Annotated in this window: 16 protein-coding genes; 4 read left to right on the forward strand and 12 right to left on the reverse strand. The window is 56.9% G+C overall.

What is annotated here, in order from left to right:
• Positions 1–40 precede the first annotated feature (40 nt).
• Entirely contained in the window at positions 41–1,249 is a 1,209-nt protein-coding gene (locus LC093_RS03885; protein ID WP_226662309.1) for an acetyl-CoA C-acetyltransferase, read from the reverse strand.
• Between the two features lie 191 nt (positions 1,250–1,440).
• Between LC093_RS03885 and LC093_RS03890 the strand changes: the two genes are divergently transcribed.
• Positions 1,441–2,445: an AraC family transcriptional regulator gene (locus tag LC093_RS03890; protein ID WP_226662311.1), complete on the forward strand. Its 1,005-nt coding sequence runs from the start codon at positions 1,441–1,443 to the stop codon at positions 2,443–2,445.
• A 42-nt stretch (positions 2,446–2,487) separates the two neighbouring features.
• Here the strand turns inward: LC093_RS03890 and LC093_RS03895 are convergent, their stop codons facing one another.
• The 10 genes from LC093_RS03895 to LC093_RS03940 all read right to left on the reverse strand — a co-directional run bounded on the left by LC093_RS03895 (position 2,488) and on the right by LC093_RS03940 (position 18,534).
• On the reverse strand, positions 2,488–4,527 hold the full coding sequence (locus tag LC093_RS03895; protein ID WP_226662313.1) for a hypothetical protein: 2,040 nt from the start codon (positions 4,525–4,527) through the stop codon (positions 2,488–2,490).
• 224 nt (positions 4,528–4,751) lie between these two features.
• Positions 4,752–5,228 (reverse strand): DUF4334 domain-containing protein, encoded by a 477-nt coding sequence (locus LC093_RS03900; protein ID WP_226662315.1) that lies wholly within the window; start codon positions 5,226–5,228, stop codon positions 4,752–4,754.
• A gap of 21 nt (positions 5,229–5,249) precedes the next feature.
• Positions 5,250–6,338, reverse strand: coding sequence for an NAD(P)-dependent alcohol dehydrogenase (locus LC093_RS03905; protein WP_226662317.1), 1,089 nt, complete (start codon positions 6,336–6,338; stop codon positions 5,250–5,252).
• A gap of 36 nt (positions 6,339–6,374) precedes the next feature.
• Entirely contained in the window at positions 6,375–8,069 is a 1,695-nt protein-coding gene (locus LC093_RS03910; protein WP_226662319.1) for an AMP-binding protein, read from the reverse strand.
• A 140-nt stretch (positions 8,070–8,209) separates the two neighbouring features.
• Positions 8,210–9,352: an acyl-CoA dehydrogenase family protein gene (locus LC093_RS03915; protein WP_226662320.1), complete on the reverse strand. Its 1,143-nt coding sequence runs from the start codon at positions 9,350–9,352 to the stop codon at positions 8,210–8,212.
• Positions 9,353–9,415: 63 nt separating this feature from the next.
• Positions 9,416–10,606, reverse strand: coding sequence for a phosphotransferase family protein (locus tag LC093_RS03920; RefSeq protein WP_226662322.1), 1,191 nt, complete (start codon positions 10,604–10,606; stop codon positions 9,416–9,418).
• An 89-nt stretch (positions 10,607–10,695) separates the two neighbouring features.
• Positions 10,696–13,017, reverse strand: coding sequence for a TonB-dependent receptor (locus tag LC093_RS03925; protein WP_226662324.1), 2,322 nt, complete (start codon positions 13,015–13,017; stop codon positions 10,696–10,698).
• Positions 13,018–13,339: 322 nt separating this feature from the next.
• Positions 13,340–16,060 (reverse strand): LuxR C-terminal-related transcriptional regulator, encoded by a 2,721-nt coding sequence (locus tag LC093_RS03930; protein WP_226662327.1) that lies wholly within the window; start codon positions 16,058–16,060, stop codon positions 13,340–13,342.
• 244 nt (positions 16,061–16,304) lie between these two features.
• Entirely contained in the window at positions 16,305–17,315 is a 1,011-nt protein-coding gene (locus tag LC093_RS03935; RefSeq protein WP_319004900.1) for a nitronate monooxygenase family protein, read from the reverse strand.
• A 49-nt stretch (positions 17,316–17,364) separates the two neighbouring features.
• A complete protein-coding gene (locus LC093_RS03940) occupies positions 17,365–18,534 on the reverse strand; it encodes an acyl-CoA dehydrogenase family protein (protein ID WP_226662330.1) in 1,170 nt (389 codons plus the stop codon).
• Between the two features lie 212 nt (positions 18,535–18,746).
• On the opposite strand from LC093_RS03940, the gene LC093_RS03945 reads away from it, so the two are divergent.
• Together LC093_RS03945 and LC093_RS03950 are read left to right on the forward strand one after the other, a co-directional pair.
• Positions 18,747–19,373 (forward strand): TetR/AcrR family transcriptional regulator, encoded by a 627-nt coding sequence (locus LC093_RS03945; RefSeq protein WP_226662333.1) that lies wholly within the window; start codon positions 18,747–18,749, stop codon positions 19,371–19,373.
• A 45-nt stretch (positions 19,374–19,418) separates the two neighbouring features.
• Entirely contained in the window at positions 19,419–21,050 is a 1,632-nt protein-coding gene (locus tag LC093_RS03950; RefSeq protein WP_226662334.1) for a GMC family oxidoreductase, read from the forward strand.
• On the opposite strand, the gene LC093_RS03955 is transcribed toward LC093_RS03950, so the two are convergent.
• On the reverse strand, positions 21,033–21,401 hold the full coding sequence (locus LC093_RS03955) for a hypothetical protein (protein WP_226662336.1): 369 nt from the start codon (positions 21,399–21,401) through the stop codon (positions 21,033–21,035). The genes LC093_RS03950 and LC093_RS03955 overlap by 18 nt on opposite strands.
• Here LC093_RS03955 and LC093_RS03960 point away from each other — a divergent pair, their 5' ends adjacent.
• Positions 21,402–22,508: an efflux RND transporter periplasmic adaptor subunit gene (locus tag LC093_RS03960; RefSeq protein ID WP_226662337.1), complete on the forward strand. Its 1,107-nt coding sequence runs from the start codon at positions 21,402–21,404 to the stop codon at positions 22,506–22,508.
• Positions 22,509–22,518: the final 10 nt, after the last annotated feature.

Raw genomic sequence — 22,518 nt, forward strand, 5'->3', positions numbered from 1 at the left:
CTCACCCGCTCTGAATTTTTTGTTGATCGTCCGTAACCGGTCACACGCGCTCAATAATGGTGGCAATGCCCTGCCCACCGCCCACACACAGGGCAACCAGGCCACGCTTGAGATTGCGCCGCTCCAGCTCGTCCAGCATGGTGCCCACCAGCATCGCACCGGTAGCGCCAAGCGGGTGCCCCATGGCGATCGCGCCACCGTTCACATTGGTAATTTCGTGGGAGATATCGAGGTCTTTCATAAAGCGCAGCGCCACAGCCGCAAACGCCTCGTTGATTTCGAACAGGTCGATGTCACTGGTGGTCATGCCGGCTTTGGCGAGTGCTTTTTTCGCCGCCGGGCCGGGCCCTACCAGCATAATCGTGGGATCGGTGGCGAGCACCGCAGTCGCGACGATACGGCCGCGGGGAGTCAGGCCGAGATCCTTGCCCGCCTGCTCGCTGCCGATCAATACGGCCGAGGCACCGTCTACGATGCCGGAAGAATTCCCCGGCGTGTGTACATGATTGACGGCAGGCAGATGTGGGTATTTGCGCAGCATCAGGTCATCAAATCCGATACCACCCATCCCGGCAAACGACGGTTTCAGATTGCCGAGAACTTCCATGGTGGTGTTCGGCTTGATGAACTCGTCTTTTTGCAGAATGGTCATGCCGTTGATATCGGTGACAGGAACCACCGAGCGGTCGAAATACCCCTGTGACTGCGCCGCAGCGGCGCGCTGTTGTGAAGCGAGCGCGTAAGCGTCTACGCTTTCGCGATCCCAACCTTCAATGGTGGCGATAGTATCGGCACCGATACCCTGAGGCACCGCGCCGTCGTGCACGTTCACTTCCGGATCATTGATCCAGGCACCGCCAGCAACGCCCATCGGCACCCGTGACATGGACTCCACACCACCAGCCACAACAAGATCTTCCCAACCGGATGCGATTTTCATCGCGGCGATATTGACCGCCTCGAGGCCAGATGCGCAAAAGCGATCCAGCTGCACACCGGCAACACTCTCATCCCAATCGGCAAACTGCACGATGGTCTTGGCGATATCACCGCCCTGCTCACCTACCGGCGAGACACAGCCCATCACGACATCGTCCACGCGGCTGGTATCCAGGTCGTGCCGTTGCTGTAGCGCACGCAGCAACCCGGCACCGAGTGCGACGGGCTTGACCTCGTGCAGGGATCCATCCTTTTTGCCCTTGCCGCGCGGGGTTCGCAGGGCGTCATAGATATAGGCAGTGTGAGTCATCGCTATTTCCTGTAGTTATCCGATTGTGCGGAGGTCTTGAACAGTGAGCGCCGTGACATCTGGCAGCAAATATGGACCTTTTATGCATTATGGTGTGCCATAACCGGGGCCAACAAGCACATACGGGGACAAAAATTGACATTTTGTTCCCACCCACAAAAAATGTGCGCAATTCTTCCCGAGTCTTCGCCATGCACGACATCTCAATCCCCGTGGCCTTCCTGCGCGCGGTTTTACGGTACGCCAGCGCACAGGGTGCGAATCCGGAAAAACTGCTACTGCGTTGCAATATTCCACCACGGATTATTCAAGACAACAGCGCACGGGTAAGCGCCCGCCAGTATGCCGACCTCCAGACCCAGGCCATCCGCGAGCTGGGTGATGAAATGCTCGGGTATTTACCCCAACCGATGAAGCTAGGTACCGGCGCTGCACTGTCACACTGGATGCTGCACACCCAGAATCTCGGACAGGCATTGAAGCGCTACTGCCATTTTTACGGCATGCTCGAGCGCGGCCTGCGCCCACAATTATTACTGGACAGGGAGACCGCAACACTGCGGTTTTCCCTCTGGGGGGAGCAGCCAGCGCCAAAACCCTACGCCTATGAAATGATCATGTTTGGCCTGCACCGATTCGCCTGCTGGCTGACACGCAGTAACCTGCGAATCTCGCAAGTTACCCTCGACTACCCTGCCCCGGAACACCAGCGCGAATACCGTGCCATTTTTCTCGGTGCTCCAGTCGCCTTTTCTGAATCCCACTGCGAGATACGCATGCGCCGGGACCTGCTGCAGAAACCGATCCGGCAAACCCAGGAAACCCTGGAGGTCTTCCTGCGCAACCCACTGCACAACCTGCTCCAGGGCGACCACAACCTGCAAAGCTGGATCGGCAAAACGCGCGCACTCTTACGGCAGCACATGGTGGAAATACCGACACTGGAAGAAGTCGCAGCAAATCTCGGCGTGCACTCGAAACAACTGCGCCAGCACCTGCATGAAGAAGGGATCGGCTACGGTGAACTCAAGGAACAATTGCGTCGCGATGTGGCGATGCAGCATCTGGCGAACCCCGATATTTCCGTCGAGCAGGTGGCTCACCTGTCTGGTTTTGCGGAATCCAGCACATTCATACGCGCATTCCGCAAGTGGACCGGATTCACCCCTTACGCCTATCGCCGCAAGTTTTACTGAATAAAAAAAGCCGCCCCGAAGGGCGGCAAGTCCACAGAATGGTTACAAGGTTTTGAGGTATTCCATAATTGCATAGCGCTCTTCATCGGTCAGAGACTGGGTGAACTCGTGTCCCTGGTTACCCATACTGTAGAGGTAACTGTTGAAGATCATGCGCGACTTGATCTGCTTGTCGGTGATGGGCGGCGGCGACTGATAAGCCAGCGAATTGAATTCCGCCACCTTGTTGGCCACATTGGCGAACAGGATGTCGGCCGTTGCCATATCATTGGTACAGGGCAGGAACGGCGAGGTCAGGAAATTGTTGCTGCACTCCAGCGCTTCATATTTCCAGCCCAACTTGTCCCAGTCGAAGGCGGCGAAGCTCATATCCAGACCGCGGTTCTTGCCATAGATACCGGCACTGGTCTGCTGGCGCTTCCAGATTTTCGGCCGTACCGACGGTTTCAGCACGCCCCACAGGTCCGGCACACTGCTGTTATGAAAGAAAGGTGCATTGCCCCAGACCCCATACAGCGGTGGCGCAATGTAACCAAATGGCTCGATCCACTCATTTGGCCCAAGCAGTGAGAATACCGGCCCTTCACCGCGATCATATTGTGAGCGCGGCACACGATTCAGTTCACTGACAACCAGGCTATCAACGAAACCGGTGTGGTCAGGACTCAGGTCGTTATAAGCAAAGAATGAGGTGTTCCAGGCGCGACGTTTTTTCTCATCCGCCATCAACAGTGCGCGCTCAGGGTCGGTACCGATGGTCTCCAGCGGCGTGATGACGCCGGCAACCCCTTTCAGGCGCGGGTCCGGCAGGTAATTGATATCGGCTGCATGACGCGGGGAATAGACACCGTGACAGCTTGCACAGGAACCATTGCCGTCTGCTTTCGGGATCTCCGCATTGGCGCCGTCCGCCCACAAGTCCCGCTCATGGAACAGGATGGCGCCCTGCTCCGCCAGCGTCGTATCAATATCACCCGGGTATACGGGCGGCGACATGGAAATCAGGAAGTTATCAATATCCTCAAATTCCGGTGTCAGCTCGCGGCGCTCTTCAGCATCCCTGGTCAGGTTTGCCACACCAAACGCCATTTCGGAGCGCACATTGTCTGAGGTCAACGCGCCATCCCAGAACTGACGGGTTTTAAACGCCCGGTGATACCAATGCGGTGCCTTGGTCTGGCCTCCAGCATGCGTCGGGAAGTACTCGAGCAGGCTCGGCGCCAGCATCAGGGTGTCCATATCGAACAGTGCCGGCAGATAATCGATAATACCGATCGCGTCTGTATTTCCTCGGTTCACACTCCAGGGAATCGGAGCGAGCTGCAGAGGCTGCGTAAATACGTTCGCCCGGAAAAGGTCGGACTGGATAAGGCCCGCATCAATAGCACCATTGGCCCGCCCCCAGTGAAAATAGGACTCACCGGCACCGCCAATTTTGGAATCGTGACAACCGGAACAAGATGAGGCAATCATGCCAGTATACTGGCCGTTCTCGTCCTTCACCTGCACCAGCCCCAGCGGCAACTGACCACTACCACCATTCGTCCACTTGGGATTTTCCCAGGGCTTTGGATACGGATTGCGGAACGGCGCCTCAGTCAGGCCGTAGCGCTTCCGGACCTGGTCATCGAAATCCGACGGACGCAGCAGATAGCCCCACGTCTTGTACAGGTAATAGTAGGCATCTGACGTACTGAAAAACTGAAAGTAATCCCGGGTTTCCAGATTGTTCTTGCCCCGTGCAACACTCGCGCGAAACTCGCCACAGGTAGTCGGATTGGGAGGCAATTTCTCTGGATCCTGGATAAACGGCGCAGGCGGGTCGTGCAAATCAAGCCAGAACGCATTGAACTGTACTGCCGAAACAGGATTATTTATCCCATCCACTACCAGCGTACGTGGATCCAAGGGAAGCGGGGTTTCATCGGGTTGCCCCTCACAGCCGGCGGCCAGGGGAGAGCGGATCACCTGTTGATCTAGAAGTGGCAATTCTTCGTTTGCGGCTGCACTGACCGATGCCAGCGCGGAAACCGCGAACAAAACTGCAGGCAAGCCAGCGCCCTTCGTTAGTCGACGAATCATCGATATTCTCCAAAAGTTCTTATGCTTATGCTTTTGGATGCATTAATTGCAGCATCTCACCATCACGGATGACAATAGTGCGTTCGATGCTGGTTCGCTTCGTCTGAATGGATGATTTCTTGGTTTCTGCCTAAAAGGCGAACTGAACAGTCAGGTTTTCTGTTCATTTTTTTATATAAAGACGGTGATACCCCGGCGGGCACCACCAAATCTTGCTTTCGGAATTACTGAATACGCCGTAGATAGAAGAATAGTGGACGGTTATTTCCCTTCTGATCCATCAAACCTACGACCAGGTTCGGATGCACCTTACGGAAGTGATCGAAGACCGGACTTTTGTCGTAAATCATGGTTGCCGTGGCCACACCACGACACACCACCTCGCGCAGGCTCGCTGTACCCAATACGTCATTAACTACGCGTTTACCGGCGTCATCAAGGCTTATGATGGGGTTTACATCATCCGCACCATTGAAGCGCTTGCCGTCCCAACGCATAACTGCCAGCTGTTTCTCGACCGGATGATTCCGGCTCAATACGCCCCCCTGCCAATCCCCGAGCATGCTGATCGCGGGCATTGCCGGCAAACGATCAAAGAACGCAAATAGCTGCGACTCGGAGGGCGCCTCCGCCCCCTCTTTCAGGGCAATAAATTCGTCAAAAAGAACATTTTGGCTGGTACGGGTCAATTCCATTTCCATCGATATCTATCCCCTAATCGCTTACATGACCAATACAGGTTTGATAACGGCTCCTGACGAAAGATCAGCCAGGGCCTGGTTGATCTCGCAAAATTTATACGTTGTCACAAGCTGGTCCAGCGGCAGTCGCCCGGCCCGAAAGTAATTGATCATCTGCGGCACAAACTCACGCGGATCGGCATCGCCCTCGACGGTGCCGCGAAGCGTGCGCCCGGAAAACACCAGCTCCCGCGGGCTGATACTCAGGTTACGTCCGGGCGGGCTAACGCCTGCACAGACCAATTGCCCGCGCCGACCCAGCGCCCTGAACGCTGTTTCAATTACCGGGATGGAGCCGGTGCAATCTACCGCTCCGTCAAATGGTCCAATCGTTTTCAATGCGTCGGCCAGGCTATCCCCACGACTGACAACCTGCGCAGTGGCACCGAGACGCAGCGCCAATTCGGTACGCTTGGGTTTGATATCCACCGCGACAATCTCGCTACAGCCAGCAATAGAGGCCGCCATGATTGCGGCAAGCCCAACCGTACCGCAGCCAAAAACCGCCACACGGTTGGAGACCGCAGGATCGAGCACATTGAGTACCGCCGACATCCCGGTCTGTACGCCGCAGGCGAGTGGCGCTATCAGCGCAGATGGCAAATCGGAATCGAGTTTTACGAGATTTCTAGTACTGGCAACTGTGTGCGTGGCAAAGGAAGACTGGGCAAAAAAGTGACTGGTCAGGGGCTGCCTGCCCTGCAACATGGGAGCGCTGCCGTCCAGGCGACGGCCGACAAAATTCAATCCAAGCGCCGCATCGCAGTATGCGGGCATGGCCGAATTGCAGGCCCCACAGTGACCACAGGCGCCGAAACTCATCAACACACGGTCGCCAACCGAGAATTCTTCGACGCCAGGACCCAGCGCCTCGATTACCCCAACACCTTCATGCCCGAGAACAGCAGGCAGAGGCGTTCCCAGTTGGCCTCCCATGGCCAGTAGGTCCGTATGGCAGATACCACAGGCTTCCAGCTTTACCTGCACCTCGCCGATGCCCGGCGGTAACAGCTCGCAGGTTTCGATATCGACGATCGCCCCGGCTCGCGCAACTGCTGCCTGAATTTTCATGCCTTGGACCTGCTCTCGCCCTCCCTTCGCCTTCGCTTAACCTTCCCAGATAACTTTTTGTTTCTGCTCTCGCCACTGGTCGGCAAACCGGAGGTAGCGATCCTCAATCACATTACGCTTCAGCTTCATCGTCGGCGTAAGAAGCCCGCTTTCGATGGTCCAGGGCTCTTTGACAATCACCACGTAGTTCAGTCGCTCGTGATCTTCCAGCTGCTGATTGATTTCGTCCAGATGTTCGATGAACTCCCTCTCAAAACGCGTGCGATCATCCGTACTGGCGGGATTCAGCATGCCCGGGGAAAGTACTGCCAGGGCAAAGGGCTGCGGTTGTCCCGGCCCGGTTGCGCAGATAACCTCGATACCCGGGTGTGCACTGAGCAGGTTTTCTATCGGTACCGGCGCGACATATTTACCCTTGCTCGTTTTGAACAGGTCCTTGGTGCGCCCGGTAATTTTAAGGCGACCTTTCTCGTCCAGTTCGCCCAGGTCACCGGTGTGGAAAAAGCCGTCCTTGGTCATATTTGCCTGGGTTTCCTCGGGCATTTTGTAGTAACCCATCATTTGCCCGGGGCTCTTGACCAATACCTCGCCGGTCTCATCGATGCGGCACTGCACCCCGTCAAGCGGAGTACCTACATAGCCCGGACGAACCTCTCCGGAACGTGCGGCATGCGATGCTGCGCAGTTTTCGGTCATGCCGAAAACTTCCAGCAGTTCAAGACCAAGCTTGCGATACCAGCTGATAATTTCTGAGGATAGGGGCGCTGCGCCAGTGAGGCCCACTTTGACACTGTCCAAACCAAGCTCGGTGAGAATCTTGCGTTTGACAGTGCGCGAAAGGAACGGAATGGCAAACAGAATTTGCTGTTTTGCCGGTGGGATTTTGGCATTCACCGCCTGATAGAACTTGGTCCAGAGACGCGGTACGGAGAAAAACCGCGTGGGCCGCGCGCGCTTGAGGTCGGCGGCGAAGGTCTCGAGGGAGTCGTTGAAAAAAATCTGGAACCCGAACAAAAGCGAAGGAATTTCAACAGCCACCCGCTCCGCCACATGAGCGAGCGGGAGATAAGAAAGCATCCGGTCATCGTCGGAAGGCTGCCACAAATTTACCGAACAACCGGCCGGCGCAGTCAGCCCAGCAAAATTGTGCATCACGCCTTTCGGGCGTCCGGTGGTACCAGAGGTATAAATGATGGTGGCTAACGCCTCGCGCCCCCTCAGCACCGGGTCCTGGAGCGGCTGGTAAGTATCGAGAATCTCCGACCAGGATTTCGCCATCGAAGACTGCACTTCGGGCGCCATCGGCAGCAACACAAGGGGCAAGTCCGCTGGCAGGACCTGTTCCAATTCCTGCCAGCTATCCGTAACGCCATCGAAGCGTCCAACAAACAACAGCTTGGCCTCACTGTGTTCAAGCACATACTGGCAGGCGTCCGCCCCCAGTGTCGGATAGAGTGGTACAGTGACGTGCCCTGACATCCAGATCGCCAGATCCGTGATGATCCAGTGCGCACTGTTTTTACCCGTCAGCGCGATGTTACTGCCTTCCGGGAGTCCCAATGACTGCAGATAAGCCGCGACCCGCCTTGCCTGATCGCAGACCTCGCCCCAAGTATATTCCGCGATAGAACCATCGGCGTGGGGTTGCGTAAGATAGACGGCATCGGGCTTCTCTTTCTCCCAACGCAGCACATACTCCAACGGCTCGGAAAATTCCGTGATTTGACTCATCAGCGCTCACCTTTTTCAGGTTTTTTGATTATTCTGACCTCGAAATTAATTCGGCGGCGATGAACTGTCAATCGTACCTTTGACAGTGACGCATAAAGCGTTGTTTCAGTACCAGTTCCCGCCACCCAGTCACGAACAGATCAGAGTGTTCGCGCGATCAGCTCTTTCATGATTTCGTTGGTTCCGCCATAAATGCGCCCCGCCCGCGAATCGATATAGGCTTTGGCAATTGGGTACTCAAGCATATAACCGTAACCGCCATGCAGTTGGAGCCCTTCATCGACAACACGGCACAACAGCTCGGACGTCCAGAGCTTTGCAGCCGCAGCCGCTTCCGCTGAAAGCTTTCCGCTCAAAACCTCCTCGAGGCAGCGATCCACAAACACCTGACCGATCTCTATTTCGGCTTTCATTTCCGCCAGTTTGAAGCGGGAATTCTGAAAACTTGCGACCGGCTGACCAAACACCTTGCGGTCGCGGGTGTATTCGAGGGTGTGGTTGAGTGCGGCACGCGCACCGCTCACAGAAAGGATTGCGATAATCAACCGTTCCCAGGAAAGTTCCCGCATCAGCTGAACAAATCCCTGCCCTTCCTGGCCACCAAGCAGATTGGATTGAGGCACGCGAACATTTTCAAAATAGAGTTCGCAGGTATCCTGTGCTTTCATGCCAATTTTTTTCAGGGGCTGCGCTTTGGAAACGCCCTCCCGGTTTGCCTCCACCAGAATCAGCGAGGTATCTCTTGCACCATCACCGCTGCTACCGGTTTTGGCAACGACCACGATGATATCGGCGAGGTACCCATTGGTAATAAAAATTTTCGAGCCATTGATGATGTAGTCGTCACCATCTTTTTCTGCCCGCGAGGTAATCGCCTGTAGATCAGAACCCGTACCCGGTTCACTCATCGCGACAGCCCCCACCGCTTCTCCTGAGGCCATCCGGGGCAACCACTGCTGTTTCTGCTCTTCAGTGCCAAAATTGAAAATATAATTGGCCACAATATCTGAATGCACCGCAAAGCCCGGCCCGGTAGCACCCGCGTAACTCTGCTCCTCCATCAGGACGGTGCTATACACGCGATCCCCGCCCATGCCACCGTATTCTTCAGGGATTGTCATACACAGCAGGCCCAGTTCGCCGGCTCGATACCACAGCTCGCGATCAATATGTTGCTGCTCTTCGTAACGCTCATGGTGCGGCATAACTTCCTGCTCCAGAAAGCGTTTGACCATTCTGCGAAACTCTTCGTGCTCTGGCTGAAATACTGTTCTCGGGATCATGTCCCCTCCCACTACGTTTACGAATTCAAATTCGGTACTGAAAATCGGTTGTTTATGACGGGCTCAAGTGATCACGTTTTTTCGCTTTTCCATGAGCGCCATCGAATCCCAGTCAATGATCGCCATACAGTTCCGGCGGATGCGTTTCATCAGGTCACCATTTTCTGCCAGGGAATCCTGTAGAAAACTGGCAGCGCAAATATTGAAAATGAGCGGGCCAAATAGGTTGAAGCGATAATCCTGGTAGGCTTCACGCAACGGATACTGAGTACCACTCTGCTCGAATATCCGGCAGTAGCGCTGAATCAGCTTCGCCTCGCTGTTATTGCGAGCCACATAAGAAAGGTCATTCGACAACAGGCTGGCAACGTCATACATCGGATTCCGCAGCCCTGCGAGCTTCCAGCTGGTGAGGCTCGCGCGACAGTTCGTTGCCCCACGCTCAAAGAGCACATTCTCAATCCGGGCATCCCCATGAGTGAGCGTCAGGATATGCCGTTCAAAGCGGTGCCAATCGGCCACATAATCGGCAAACTTCTCCAGCAGGCAAAAATACCCGGTGGCAAGCCAACCCGGATAAACTTTTCGCAAAGCCTCCACACCCTGGCGATAGTAATGCGCGATAAAACGCGCATTGTCTCGCTGGCGCAGCTGCCAATCAGGCGCTGACGCCGGCGATGTGCGTACAAAGCATCCGTGTAACTGTGCCAGTTCCTGCAGTACCGCTTCATGCTCAGCCAAGTGGCAATCCGGGCTTTCATCCGTATCGAGTACGGCAAATCCCCTGTCTTCCAGCAGCAGGTTGCAGCCAAACTCATCAGCGACGGCAAACCGCAGCGCCGGCACCCTGCAGGCATAGTGCTGGTTCAGTTCCTGGTACGTCGTCGCCTCGCGAATAAAGCCCTGGAATACAAAGTCTCTCCAGCGCGGAGAGGGTAGCGGCCGGGTAAATTTTCCGAGCAAACTGACTGGCCCCCCGGCGTCAGCATCGTGATATTGCAGGGACAGCCGCACCAGTACATCGAAGTCATTGGCACACACCGGCTCACAGCTAAAGCTGGCAACGGCGGCAACATCCGGATAGCTCAGCCTCAAGATTCTGGTCAGCCATTCTTCTGTTATGTTTTGCGGTGTTGCCAGTGCGTGGACAGCATCACCATCGCGAAGTGCGGCTTCCGCCGTTGCAGGAAAGTAGCGCGCCCGTTCGTGCTGTACACCCTTGGAATCGGATGTTCTGACTGCGATCTGATTCATGTTATTTCCACCTGCTGCACACGTTAACTGCTGATAGACAACCGCTGTGCACCCCGGATTGTTACATCCGGGGCGCGCTGCGGTTGTACTCAGAAGCTGCCCCGCAGCGTTACTCCATAGGTCCTTGGCGCAGAGACATAACCGTTGGCATCGGCACCCTGCAGCGGTCCATTGAAATGCTGGGTAACGTAACGCTCGTCGCTACAGTTCTGGCACCAGGCGGCCAGAGTCCAACCACCGGCATCAGATCGCACCCCCAGGCTGGCGCTTATTTCACCCTTGGAGCCGCGCTTAAAGTCATTGGAGGTATTGGTATACAGATCAGTGGAATAGTTAAGGCCGGCACGACCGAACAGGTTCAGGCTGTCGCTAATCGGTTGATCGACACTGAGAGCCAGGTTACCTGCCCATTCCGGGGCATGGGCAAAACGACGGTCCGCCAGGGTGCCGAGCACGGCGTCATCGCCGAAGCTGGCCTCAGCTATATGGGTGACATCAAAATTCAGTGTGAAGGCATCGCTCAGCAAAAACTGGTTTTCCAGCTCAACCCCGTACGCGGTCGCTTCCGGCGCATTGTCGATAGTGAACTGGGTACCGATGAACTGGGCAATCTGCAGGTCGCTGATGTCGTTATAGAACAGTGCCAGATTGGAGCGGGCGCGACCGCCAAGGTACTCACTCTTAAGCCCCAACTCATAGCCGTCCACGAATTCGGACTTGTAAGTTGGATCCAGAGGTACCGCGCCCGGCACTTCTTCCGGATTGTTGGCTAGGGTTCCGGCTGCGGTGTTATCGATATTGACACCTCCGGATTTATAGCCCCGGCTATAGGACGCGTAGGCCATGACATCGTCGCTAACCTGGTATCGCGCTGCCAGGGTGCCGCTCACCGCACTGTCGTCGAATGTGTCGGTATATTCGGGTCCGGGCTGTACACCGAGTATGCGGAATACCGCATTGGGTGCCGGTGCAAAGTAATTGCGCACCATCTCACCCTCTTTTTCATCCACCGAGTAGCGGGCGCCGATGGTCAATCCGAATCGGTCTGTCACATCCAGGTTCCAGTGGGTAAACACGGCGTAGGTCATGCTATCTGCTGGCATATCCACGTCACTCCACTTGCCCTCACTGGCATCGGCAAAGCCCGGCGGCAATCCCAAAGCACCGAGATAGACATCGAAATACGCCTGGGCCTGATCCCCCCACTCCAGTTCATGGTGCGCGCCAATATCTTCCTGTGCGAGATAGATACCCGCTACGTAATCCGCACCGCTGAAGGGGCCAAAAGCGTCCACCACGCCGTTTAAGGTAAACTCCTGCGAGATCATCTCGGTGTTGAGCGATTCGTTGATGATCAGGATGTTGCCCCCGGAGAAGTCCGCATCCATGTTCCACTGGGAAATACTCCAGTCGCGATAGCTGGTCACCGAATTCAGACTGGAGCCATTGGCCAGCGCCCACTCCATCTTCAGCACCACGCCCTTGTCCTTGATGTTCTGGTCTGTGGCCCCGCTCAATACCTGTTCATAGTCCTGGAAATCACTGGAAGGTGCTTGCAGGCCGCGGGCCGGTATCAGCACCCCGTCGATAAACGGTTGCATCGGGCCATCGATCACATCGACCTGGCCATAACAGCAATTATTTTCTTCATCGGACCAGTCCGCGATTACCTGCGCAGAAAACGTGTCGGACGGCTCGTACAGCAACTGCGCTTTCAGGGCGCGCGGAGAGCGCTCGTTGTAGTTGCCTCCGTTGGGATCTTCGATAAAGCCGTCCTGCTGCCCCCACAAGCCGGCGATACGCACCGCCAGGTCATCGGTGACCGGCATATTGGCCGCACCGCGTACCATCTGCTTGCCGTAACTGCCCGCGCTTACTTCGTAGTCGAAGCCGGCGGCGTCAGTGGAAGGAGCCACGCTGTTCAGGATCAGGGCACCGGCAGAGGTATTCTTGCCGAACAGCGTACCCTGCGGCCCCCGCAGAATTTCCAGGCCACCAATATCCAGCCAGTTCTGCATCGCCTGACCGGCGCGCGTACGGTAGACACCGTCGACAAACACCCCCACCGCACCTTCGAACGCGCGGCTGTTACCGACAGTACCGATGCCGCGAATCATGATGTTGGCACTGTTGGCCGCGCTGTTGGTGACATCAAATTTGATACTCGAGGAAATCTGCTGGATATTCGAGATACTGTCGACCTGCGCCATGGCGAGATCCTCGGAGGTCGCGGCAGTCACCGCTACCGGGATCTCCTGCATGCTTTCCGCACGGCGCTGGGCAGTCACCACCACCTCTTCCAGTTGCCGGCCGTCGCTTTCCTGCGCTATTGCCGGAAACGCCGCTGCAATTGCCGAAGCCATTGCGCTCACTTTAAACAGGGCACCGCGGGGGTTCACATTCATCGCCATGGAGGTCTCTCCTCGCTTGATTATCTTTATCGTTCTGGCGGCACTATCACGGCACGGCCGCATTCTTGTATTTATCCAGTGAGTCAGGATTGGTGCCAGTATGCGAAGCCGGGGGTGAAAAAAACTCGTCCAATCCGATGAAATTTCAGCGCCTGACTGACTGATACAGCGACAACCATGAAGCATCCCAGCACAGGAATCCGCGGGTTTGCATCATCAGTAAACGGCTATGCGTACATAGAGCTGATGCAGAAAGGGCTATAGACTCGGCAAATATGCTGGAGCAGGAGGCAGCGCGCTCCATGAGGCGCTGATGGAGGCGTTATCCAATCAGGTTCAACTTGCGCGCAACGGCCACCGCTTCGGTCCTGTTCTGGGTCCGGAGCTTTGCATTGATGTTGCGAAGATGCGTACGCACGGTATTTTCAGATACGAACATGCGCTCGCCAATCGCACCATTGGAAAGCCCCTCGCCGAGAAGCTTGAGCACCTCAAACTCTTTGCGGGTCAACTTTTCCAGTGGCTGTCCGTCTTGCTTTGTGACCGCAGCTGGCGCCTGCCCGGTATCAGCAGTGGAACTGCGAACCAGCTCCCGGAAGAGCAACGGGACATCCCCCTGGTTCAGGGGATCAAATGCGACCCCCTGATGCAGGGCAAGGCGCTGAAGCAGCTGTAACGCCAGTGCGCCCTCATCCAGAATCAGCCGTACATAGTGCTCCGATGCGGCAATTTTCAGCACTTCCCGCAGCTGCCGAAACGCCCCCTTTTCGTTGCCGCCCCGAAACAGAGCCAGGGCGTGCAACAAACGCAATTTCAACGCGCGGCGACCACGACCGCCGGCCTCTGCGGCACTGACCAGGCCCTTGATTTCCCGGACCGCCTCTTGCGGGTCACCAAAGTGAATTTTCCAGCGAAGCTCGGCATCCACCGGGGAATCCAGATCGCTACCAAACAGCGACCAGCTGTCGAATTTCTGCCAATCCCCTGCATTGGTTGCACGCTTCAGCTCATCGCGCGATGCGGATCGGTCCCCTTCCAGCAAAAAGATTCGGCTGCGTTCGAGCCGAGCGCTAGCAACCAATCGCGGTAGCTCGTTGCGGTAGCCAAAATATTCAAGCTCGGTGATTGTCTGGAAGGCACCTTCCGTGTCGCCACGGGCATAAAGAATTCTTGCCAGGTTTCGATGCCCGCAGATAAGGTGATCCGGCACCCCCTGTTGCTGCACCAGCGGCACATAGACATGGAGCAAGCGCTCGGCATCTTCAAACTGCCCGCTTTCATACCAGACTTCGGAAAGGAGAATGGCAGCCATGGCATTGCCATTAGTAACTATCCTGCCAGTTTGGTCACCCACACCAGCGGCCAGGCGGAAGCGCGCGGCAGCCTGACGTAAGCGGCCCTGTAGCAGTTCAATGGCACCTTCTACGCACTGCGCATAGATATGGGTAAACGGGCTGAAATCGATCACCTGAAGCCGGCGCCCTTCGTCCAGGAGGTCCTGGGCTTCCCGATAGTGCCCGATTACCAGCGCCACGTAGGCCAGTGAAGTGCGCAGAATCGCATGGGGAAATGTATATTCAATCGGCAGCTGATGAATATTTTCCGCTGCTACAGCATAGGCTTCGTCATGGCGGTCAAGCATGGACAGCAGCATCGGACGCAATGCCATGCTGTGAAGGTGTACCTCAGAGGCTGGTGGGGCTTCATGCACATATTGGTTGAGCTGCTCCATCGCCTCGGCACCACCACGGGTAAAGGCGATCGCCCAAACATGCACGACCTGCAAATTCGGCCACTGACGCAACGGCCCAGGCGGCACCAGTGACATCAGACGTGTCAGCAAAAGTCCACGTCCGTCTCCCAGCAAGCGCTCCGCATGTTGTGCGAACAGTGGCAAAGCGTACTCAAAATCTTTTGATCTCAGCGCCTGTTCGATCGCAGGCACCAGTCGCCCCTGTTGCAGATACGCTTCCGAGGCGGCGCGGTGGAGCTGCGCCACCATTTGCGGCATGCGCAGGTGCAACTGTGCCTGCAGGTAGGCCGAAAACATGCTGTGATAGCGGAACCAATGCCCCTGATCGTCCATCGGCTCAAGCAAAAAGCTGTTTCGACACAGGGCATGCAAGCGCACCTGGCTGCCCGGCTCCCCACAAACCGCATCACAAAGCTCGCCATTAAGCTGCGGCAGTATGCTGGTGCGCAGCATGAACTCCCTCAGATCATCTGGCTGGCGGGACAGAATCTCTTCCCCGAGGTAATCCGCCACCAGCGCGCTGGAACCGGAAAAACCAGACACCAGTGCGACCGGGTCCTGGCATTGTTCCAGTGCAAGATAAGCCAGCCACAGTGCTGCTGCCCACCCCTCCGTGGTCTGGTGAAGTCGCCCTATGCTGTCACTATCCAGCTCCAGACCACAGCGGTGCGACAAGAGTTCTGAGGTTTCCGAAACATTGAACCGCAAGTTGTTGGTGTCAATTTCCTGCAGCTGGCCTCGCGCACGCAGTCTTGCCAGGCCGATATCAGGCTGGGTGCGGGAGCCCATCACCACGCGCGCACCTTCCGGCAACTTCTCTACCAGTTGCCGCACGATAGCCAGCGCCACGGTGTTCTGCAGCACTTCAATATCATCCAGGAACAGCACGAAAGGGGCTGGCAAGGCTTCAACCCTGTCCAACAGATCCAGAGCGGCTGCACCCGGCGTGTCTCCCTGGGGAATATCCCATTCGATGGAGGAAAAATTTTGCAGGGCACGAGCCAGAAAATGCAGCAGGCGCGCCGTGTCGTTATCAGTGAGGTCGAGGCGCATCCAGGCGGTGGGCACCCCCAACGCATTGAGATGCTCAAAAGCCTGACGCATCAGGGTGGTTTTCCCGAATCCCGCTGGTGCGCGTATCAGGGAAACACGTGCACCCTGGCCATCCACCAGCTGCTGGCAAAGCGCGTCGCGCGCGATCTGGAACGGCGGCGCTTGCGGACAGGACAGCTTTGCCGGCTGGGCAATGATCCTGGGTCGAATTTCCGCTTTCGGAGGCGACTCAATCAAGAGTAATTCTCCGGCTGCAGTCTATTCCGGAAACATTGACCACCACGGCGGATAGCGAAATCCACTCAGGAGCCAATAACAGCATGTTTTCTCTCTCACCGCCGTTACCGCGTCCCGTGTAGCTACGCAGCAGGCCGTACCTGTTCAATATCGTTTTGGTATCGAAAACATCTCGAAAATAAGTGGCCCTCACCGCGCTGTCAACCGACGTTAAGATGAGGGCCTAAAGCGAACCCGGACAAACTCAGGCGTGTTCAACCAATCCCGCTGGTTTATTCGCCGCTGAGAGCGCCTTTGCCCGCGCCAGAATAATCTGCTCGGCCTCGCGCACCATCCGCGCAAGCAGCTCACCGCAAGTGGGAATATCGTCAATCAGGCCGATCACCTGCCCCGCCGTCCAGATCCCGCCCTCGACATCTCCCTGCTCCAACACCTGCTCACGGCCGCGCACGCCGGCAACCAGAGGCTGGAGGTCGGCAAAGTCAGTGTCGCCAGGACGCCCCTCGATGGATACCACTTCACGCGCAACCGAGTTACTGAATACCCGTGCACTGTTGCGCAGCGAGCGGAAAATCAGTGTCGTCTGCCGCTCATCCGCGTCCACCATGGCCTGCTTGACGTTTTGATGCACCGGCGCCTCCTGGGTAGCGACGAAGCGGGTACCCATGTTGACACCTTCCGCACCCAGCATCAGTGCTGCCGCCAGCTGCCGCCCGGTACCAATGCCGCCGGAAGCAATCATCGGAACAGAAAGCTTTGCACCCGCCGCTGGCAGCAACACCAGATTGGTTACATCGTCTTCCCCCGGGTGACCGGCACATTCAAACCCGTCCACACTCACCGCATCACACCCCACCGCTTCCGCTTTCAGTGCGTGACGTACCGACGTACATTTATGAATGACTTTCACCCCGTGCTGCTTGAACAGCGGCATGAATTCCGCCGGACTGCGCCCCGCGGTTTCAATCACCCGCACTCCGCCCTCAACCGCTGCGAGTACGTATTCGTCGTATGGCACCGGTTTGATGGTCGGCAGAATGGTGAGATTCACACCAAAGGGCTTGTCGGTCATTTCCCGACAGCGTGCAATTTCTTTGTATAAATCTTCCGGCGTTGGCTGGGTCAGTGCAGTAATAATGCCCAGCCCGCCCCCGTTGGATACCGCGGATGCGAGCTCGGCGCGGCCAACCCACATCATGCCGCCCTGGACAATCGGGTATTCAATGCCCAGCATTTCGGTGATTCTAGTTTTCACGATGTTGCCCTCTAATTTTTGTTCCGGTGCAGCCAATTATTTTTTACGTTCATGCGGTCTTCGGCTTTTTCTCGCGGAAATCCAGCCCCATGTCCCGGGAGATGATTTCCCGCATCACTTCGCTGGTGCCGGCGTAAATACGGGAAATACGCGCGTCGGCATAACGGCGGGAAATCCGGTATTCATCCATATAGCCGGCGCTGCCGTGAAACTGCAGGCACTGATCGACGACGCGGCCTTCCAGCTCAGAACAGAAGAGCTTCACTTTCGCTGCATCCGCCCCCTCAAGCGTACCGGCATTCAAATCCATCACGCAGCGATCCACGAATACCTGAGCCGCATCGAGCTCAGTCTGCATACTGGCAAACTGAAAGCGGTTGTTCTGGAAACTGGCTACCGGCTGGCCAAAGACCTTGCGCTCCCGGGTAAACTCCAGTGTTTCCTCAAGCGCAGCCTTGGCATTGGCCAGTGAGCAGGTCGCACTCTGTAGCCGTTCCTCTGCCAGGTTCTGCATCAGGTAATAGAAACCTTTGCCGGGGTCACCCAGCTGATTGGCTTTGGGCACCCGCACTTCATCAAAAAACAATTCGGCCGTGTCCTGCGCCTTCATACCCAGCTTGTCCAGGTTGCGCCCACGACTGAACCCTTCCATGCCCCGCTCAACCAGAAACAGGCCGACACCATGCTTTTCCGTATCACTGGTTTTCGCGGCCACCACAAAAAGATCACCAATAATGCCGTTGGAGATATAGGTCTTGGCCCCGGACAACTTCCAGTGATCACCACAGTCTACAGCACGGGTTTTCATCGCCGCGAGATCCGAGCCGGTATCCGGTTCCGTCATGGCGATACCGAGAATGATCTCGCCGCTGATACAACCGGGATAAAAGCGGTCCTTCTGTTCATCCGTGGCCAGATTGCCGAGATAGCGTCCAACCAGACGATTGTGGGTGGGAATGAACACATCCCCACAACCAGCTCGGTACAGCTCTTCTATCAATACCTGCTCATAGCGGAAATTGTTCAGCCCCAGCCCGCCGAAGCGTTCTTCGGCCCACATAAACAGGAAACCCTGCTCCCCCGCCTTGCGGAATATTTCCCGGTCCACGACTCCCTGTTTACGCCACTGCTCCATATTCGGTACCGCTTCTGCCTGCAGGAACTTGCGCACCGAGTCGCGAAACATCTCGTGGTCACTGTCGAAAAGTATGCGCTGCATGACGCTGCCTCCTTGAATTCGCCGTATTCGACACCTGAGCGGCATCGTCCAGCCAATCATAGGCAAACATACTTGCTTGTGACAAGTATGTTTTTTGGTTAAACTGGACCCCATTCACACAATCCTGCATTCAGGCGCCAGATTGCTTAACTATCCCGCCAACGTTTGCGGCCGATACCGAACCCGGATCAAGAGACCCCACGCCAGAAAAGATGAGCACGGAAAAAACAATACAACGCGAGCGCCTCACGCAGGCCGAGCGCACCGCACAGTCGGACCGCCAGATGTTTGACGCCGCGATCCGCCTAATCGTCGACCAGGGACCGCAGCGCGCAACCCTTGCCGATATCGGTATCCTCGCCGGCTACAGCCGTGGACTTGCGGCATACCGTTACAAAACCAAAGACGTTTTCTACAGCGCCCTCATCGAACACCTGCATCATTTGTGGTGCGCGGAACTGGACAGCTCTGTCGCCAACACAAGTGGCATGGACACCATCATCGCCGCGGTGAGCGCGCTGCAGAACTTTGTCCGCTCGAACCCCGACCACCTGCGGGCGATGTACAAACTCTACTACCACACCATCGATCACCACTCCGAGACCACCCAGAAACTACAGGAAATTCACGCAAACCAGCGCAAGCAAGCGGTTCGCTGGATTAGCGAATGCAATCAGAAAGGAAAACACGGGCTTGCCGGCGAAGCATTCGCCGAGCAGTACTGCGCCCTGGTATTCGGCGCTATTTACCAATGGCTGGTCAGCCCCGAGCTGATCGATCTCGATCGACTACTGGAAAACTGCAAACTGAGCCTCAGGCTGATCGCCGGCGAGCCGTAATAGCCACACAGTCCGGGCTCACAACAAAAATAACGAGAGTGCGGCATGAGTGAAGAAAACGCGTTTGATTACATCATTGTGGGCGGCGGCTCGGCCGGCTGCGTTATGGCCAACCGCCTGAGCGCAGACGGTCGCTATAGCGTGTGCCTGCTGGAGGCGGGCCCGCCGGACGACAGCCTGCTGATCCGCATGCCCATTGGCATTGGCCTGCTGGTTGCCGGGGACAAGTACAATTACCCCCATTACACCGTCCCGCAGAAGCACCTGAACAACCGAAGTCTTTACTGGCCACGGGGCAAGACCCTCGGCGGCTGCAGCTCGATCAACGCCATGGTGTATATCCGCGGCAACCCCCACGACTACGACAACTGGGAACAGGCTGGCAACACGGGTTGGAACTGGGAAAATCTGCAGCCCTACTTCCTGAAAGCCGAGGGCAACGAGCGCGGCCGCGATACCCACCACAATGACAACGGCCCCCTCGCCGTTTCCGACCTGCGTTGGAAAACCCGCGCTGGTGCGGCGTTCGTCGCCGCCGCCGTCAGTGCAGGCCATTCGGCCAACGAGGATTTCAACGGCCACTCCCAACTGGGTTTTGGTTTTTATCAGGTCACCCAGAAAAACGGTTCCCGCTGTTCCGCCGCCACGGCCTACCTGAAGCCCGCCGCCGCACGCCACAACCTCAATATCAAAACCGGCGTCCGTGTTGCCCGAATACTTCTGCGAGGCGACACGGCAACGGGGGTCGAACTCTTGGATGGGGCCCGGATCAGTGCCCACCGCGAGGTCATTCTCTGCGCCGGTGCACTGCAGTCGCCACAGCTGCTGCAACTGTCGGGAATCGGCGATGAACAAACCCTGCGAACCGTGGGGATCAAGACCAGGCGCCATCTGCCTGGTGTCGGGGAAAACCTGCAGGATCATCTCGATGTCACCCAGGTCATCAAGGTCAATCGCCCGATCACATTTTCCAATTCGCTTTGGCCGACTCTCAAGGCGGCAGCCAGCCTGCCCGCTTTCCTCTTGCGCAACAAAGGCATGCTCACCAGCAACGGCGCCGAGGCCGGCGGCTTCAGTCGCTCGTCCCATGCCCGCGGGTATGCGGACCTGCAATTCCACCTCACCTCCGCGCCTCTGTTTGACCACGGGCGCCACCGCCCCGGTGGCTACGGTTACTCCCTGCATGTGTGCGGGCTGCGCCCCAAGAGCCGCGGCAGCGTCAAACTGAAAACCGCGAACCCTAGCGATCAACCGCTGATCGACGCCAATTTTCTGGATCACCCGGACGACCTTTCGGTACTGATCGAAGGGGTCGAGCAGGCGCGGGAAATCATCGAACAACCGGAACTCCAGCAGTACCACAAGCATTGGTGGCTACCGGAAAAACGTCTGCAAACCCGCTCCGATATCGAGCGGTTTATTCGGGAACACGGCGAGAGTGTTTACCACCCGGTAGGCACCTGCCGCATGGGCAATGATGCTATGGCAGTAGTCGACGGCGAGCTGCGCGTGCACGGCGTAGGCCGCCTCAGGGTCATCGACGCCTCCATCATGCCGAATATTGTCAGCGGCAATACCAATGCGCCGGTGATCGCCGTGGCCGAACGCGCGGCGGAGATGATCCTTGGTATCGCAAAATCCTCTCCTGCCCGCGAGACATTAGAAGCTCAGACCTGAACCACCGTTCCAGTTACGCCGGCTGCAGTAAATATGGTGCAGCCGGACTGACACCATAATCATCACGTTAACCCCAACCTGAAAATATTTATTTTTCTCCTGCATCCAAACCCCGCCATGAGATTGTCCTAACCCCGACTGGCAAAAATGACATTCAACGCTGATCCAGCTCGTTCCGGCGACCGGCACGTAGCCAATGGTCGGATATTCGTGATTCCATGAATTCCAAACCGGATCCACCGTCGCAATGGCAAGTTCCGCAATCCAGGCAAGATGAGAAAGATGAAAAACAAATTTTTGAAAGCGGCCGCTCCGGTTGCCGTGATCGCACTGGGCTTTGGGGTAGTGCAAATGATGGCCGCAACTAAACCTGCGCCAGAGAAAAAAGAAGAAGAGCAGCGCCTGGTATCGCTGCTCTATTCAGAGGCCCGGGAGGAAGCGGTTCACCTTTCCGTGGCCACCCAGGGCGAGGTTCGCCCCCACACTGAAATCGACCTTACGCCACAGGTCTCGGGCCGCATTGTCGCGATCGCCGACAACTTCGCCGAAGGCGCTGGCTTTGAACCCGGGGAAACATTGATTCAACTGGACGACGCTGACTTCCGCCTCGCGGTCGCGCGCGCCAAAGCGGGCGTAGAACAGGCCAAAGTCCTGCTACTCCAGGCCGAGGCGGCGGCAACGGTCAAACGCCAGCAGTGGCTTGCCCTCAACCCCAACAAAGAGCCCACCCCATTACAGGTTAACAAGCCTCAGGTAGCCGAAGCGGAAGCCAACTTACGCTCTGCCCGGGCGGAACTGGCCGATGCGGAACTCAACCTCGCGCGCACAAAAATCAAATTGCCATTCCGCGGCCGGGTCGTTAACCGGGAAGTCGGCGTTGGCCAGTACGTTACCGCAAGCACATCACTGGGCCGTGTTTTCGCTACCGACCGGGTAGAAATTCGCCTGCCTCTCACCGATACCCAGCTACAGGAACTGGCACTGCCGATGGGCTTTGTGAGTACCACAAATAACCCGGGCCCGCAGGTTACCCTTTCCGCCCAGGTAGGCTCTCAGGAGCGCCACTGGCAGGGCCGGATCGTGCGCACCCAGGCGGCCGTGGACCAGCAAACCCGCCTGATCTACGCCGTCGCTGAAGTCCAGGATCCCTACGGCAAAGGCGCGAGCAACGGCGTTCCACTGGCGGTGGGCCTGTTTGTCACCGCTGAGGCAGAGGGTGTCCAGGAACAGAGCGCACTGGTTGTTCCCCGTGAAGCACTGCGCAGTGCCGACAAAGTCTATGTAATCGACAAAGACAACCGCCTGGATATTCGCACCGTAAAAATACTCTCCACCTCCGAAAACCGGGTAGTTATTGCTTCCGGCCTGGAAGACGGCGAGCGCGTGGTAACGTCCACCATCGCCAACGCCATTGATGGTATGGAAGTACAACCCATCACCCAGCTGGCCCGCAATTAACGGAGTGTAC

It is taken from the genome of Microbulbifer aggregans (assembly GCF_020524005.1).
GTDB lineage: Bacteria > Pseudomonadota > Gammaproteobacteria > Pseudomonadales > Cellvibrionaceae > Microbulbifer > Microbulbifer aggregans_A.

What these genes read in the sequence shown, in the direction of transcription:
- LC093_RS03925 (WP_226662324.1), bottom strand. Translation starts at nt 13,017, where the DNA reads ATGGCGATGAATGTGAACCCCCGCGGTGCCCTGTTTAAAGTGAGCGCA.
- LC093_RS03905 (WP_226662317.1), bottom strand. Translation starts at nt 6,338, where the DNA reads ATGAAAATTCAGGCAGCAGTTGCGCGAGCCGGGGCGATCGTCGATATC.
- LC093_RS03890 (WP_226662311.1), top strand. Translation starts at nt 1,441, where the DNA reads ATGCACGACATCTCAATCCCCGTGGCCTTCCTGCGCGCGGTTTTACGG.
- LC093_RS03940 (WP_226662330.1), bottom strand. Translation starts at nt 18,534, where the DNA reads ATGCAGCGCATACTTTTCGACAGTGACCACGAGATGTTTCGCGACTCG.
- LC093_RS03900 (WP_226662315.1), bottom strand. Translation starts at nt 5,228, where the DNA reads ATGGAAATGGAATTGACCCGTACCAGCCAAAATGTTCTTTTTGACGAA.
- LC093_RS03950 (WP_226662334.1), top strand. Translation starts at nt 19,419, where the DNA reads ATGAGTGAAGAAAACGCGTTTGATTACATCATTGTGGGCGGCGGCTCG.
- LC093_RS03895 (WP_226662313.1), bottom strand. Translation starts at nt 4,527, where the DNA reads ATGATTCGTCGACTAACGAAGGGCGCTGGCTTGCCTGCAGTTTTGTTC.
- LC093_RS03910 (WP_226662319.1), bottom strand. Translation starts at nt 8,069, where the DNA reads ATGAGTCAAATCACGGAATTTTCCGAGCCGTTGGAGTATGTGCTGCGT.
- LC093_RS03885 (WP_226662309.1), bottom strand. Translation starts at nt 1,249, where the DNA reads ATGACTCACACTGCCTATATCTATGACGCCCTGCGAACCCCGCGCGGC.
- LC093_RS03945 (WP_226662333.1), top strand. Translation starts at nt 18,747, where the DNA reads ATGAGCACGGAAAAAACAATACAACGCGAGCGCCTCACGCAGGCCGAG.
- LC093_RS03920 (WP_226662322.1), bottom strand. Translation starts at nt 10,606, where the DNA reads ATGAATCAGATCGCAGTCAGAACATCCGATTCCAAGGGTGTACAGCAC.
- LC093_RS03960 (WP_226662337.1), top strand. Translation starts at nt 21,402, where the DNA reads ATGATGGCCGCAACTAAACCTGCGCCAGAGAAAAAAGAAGAAGAGCAG.
- LC093_RS03915 (WP_226662320.1), bottom strand. Translation starts at nt 9,352, where the DNA reads ATGATCCCGAGAACAGTATTTCAGCCAGAGCACGAAGAGTTTCGCAGA.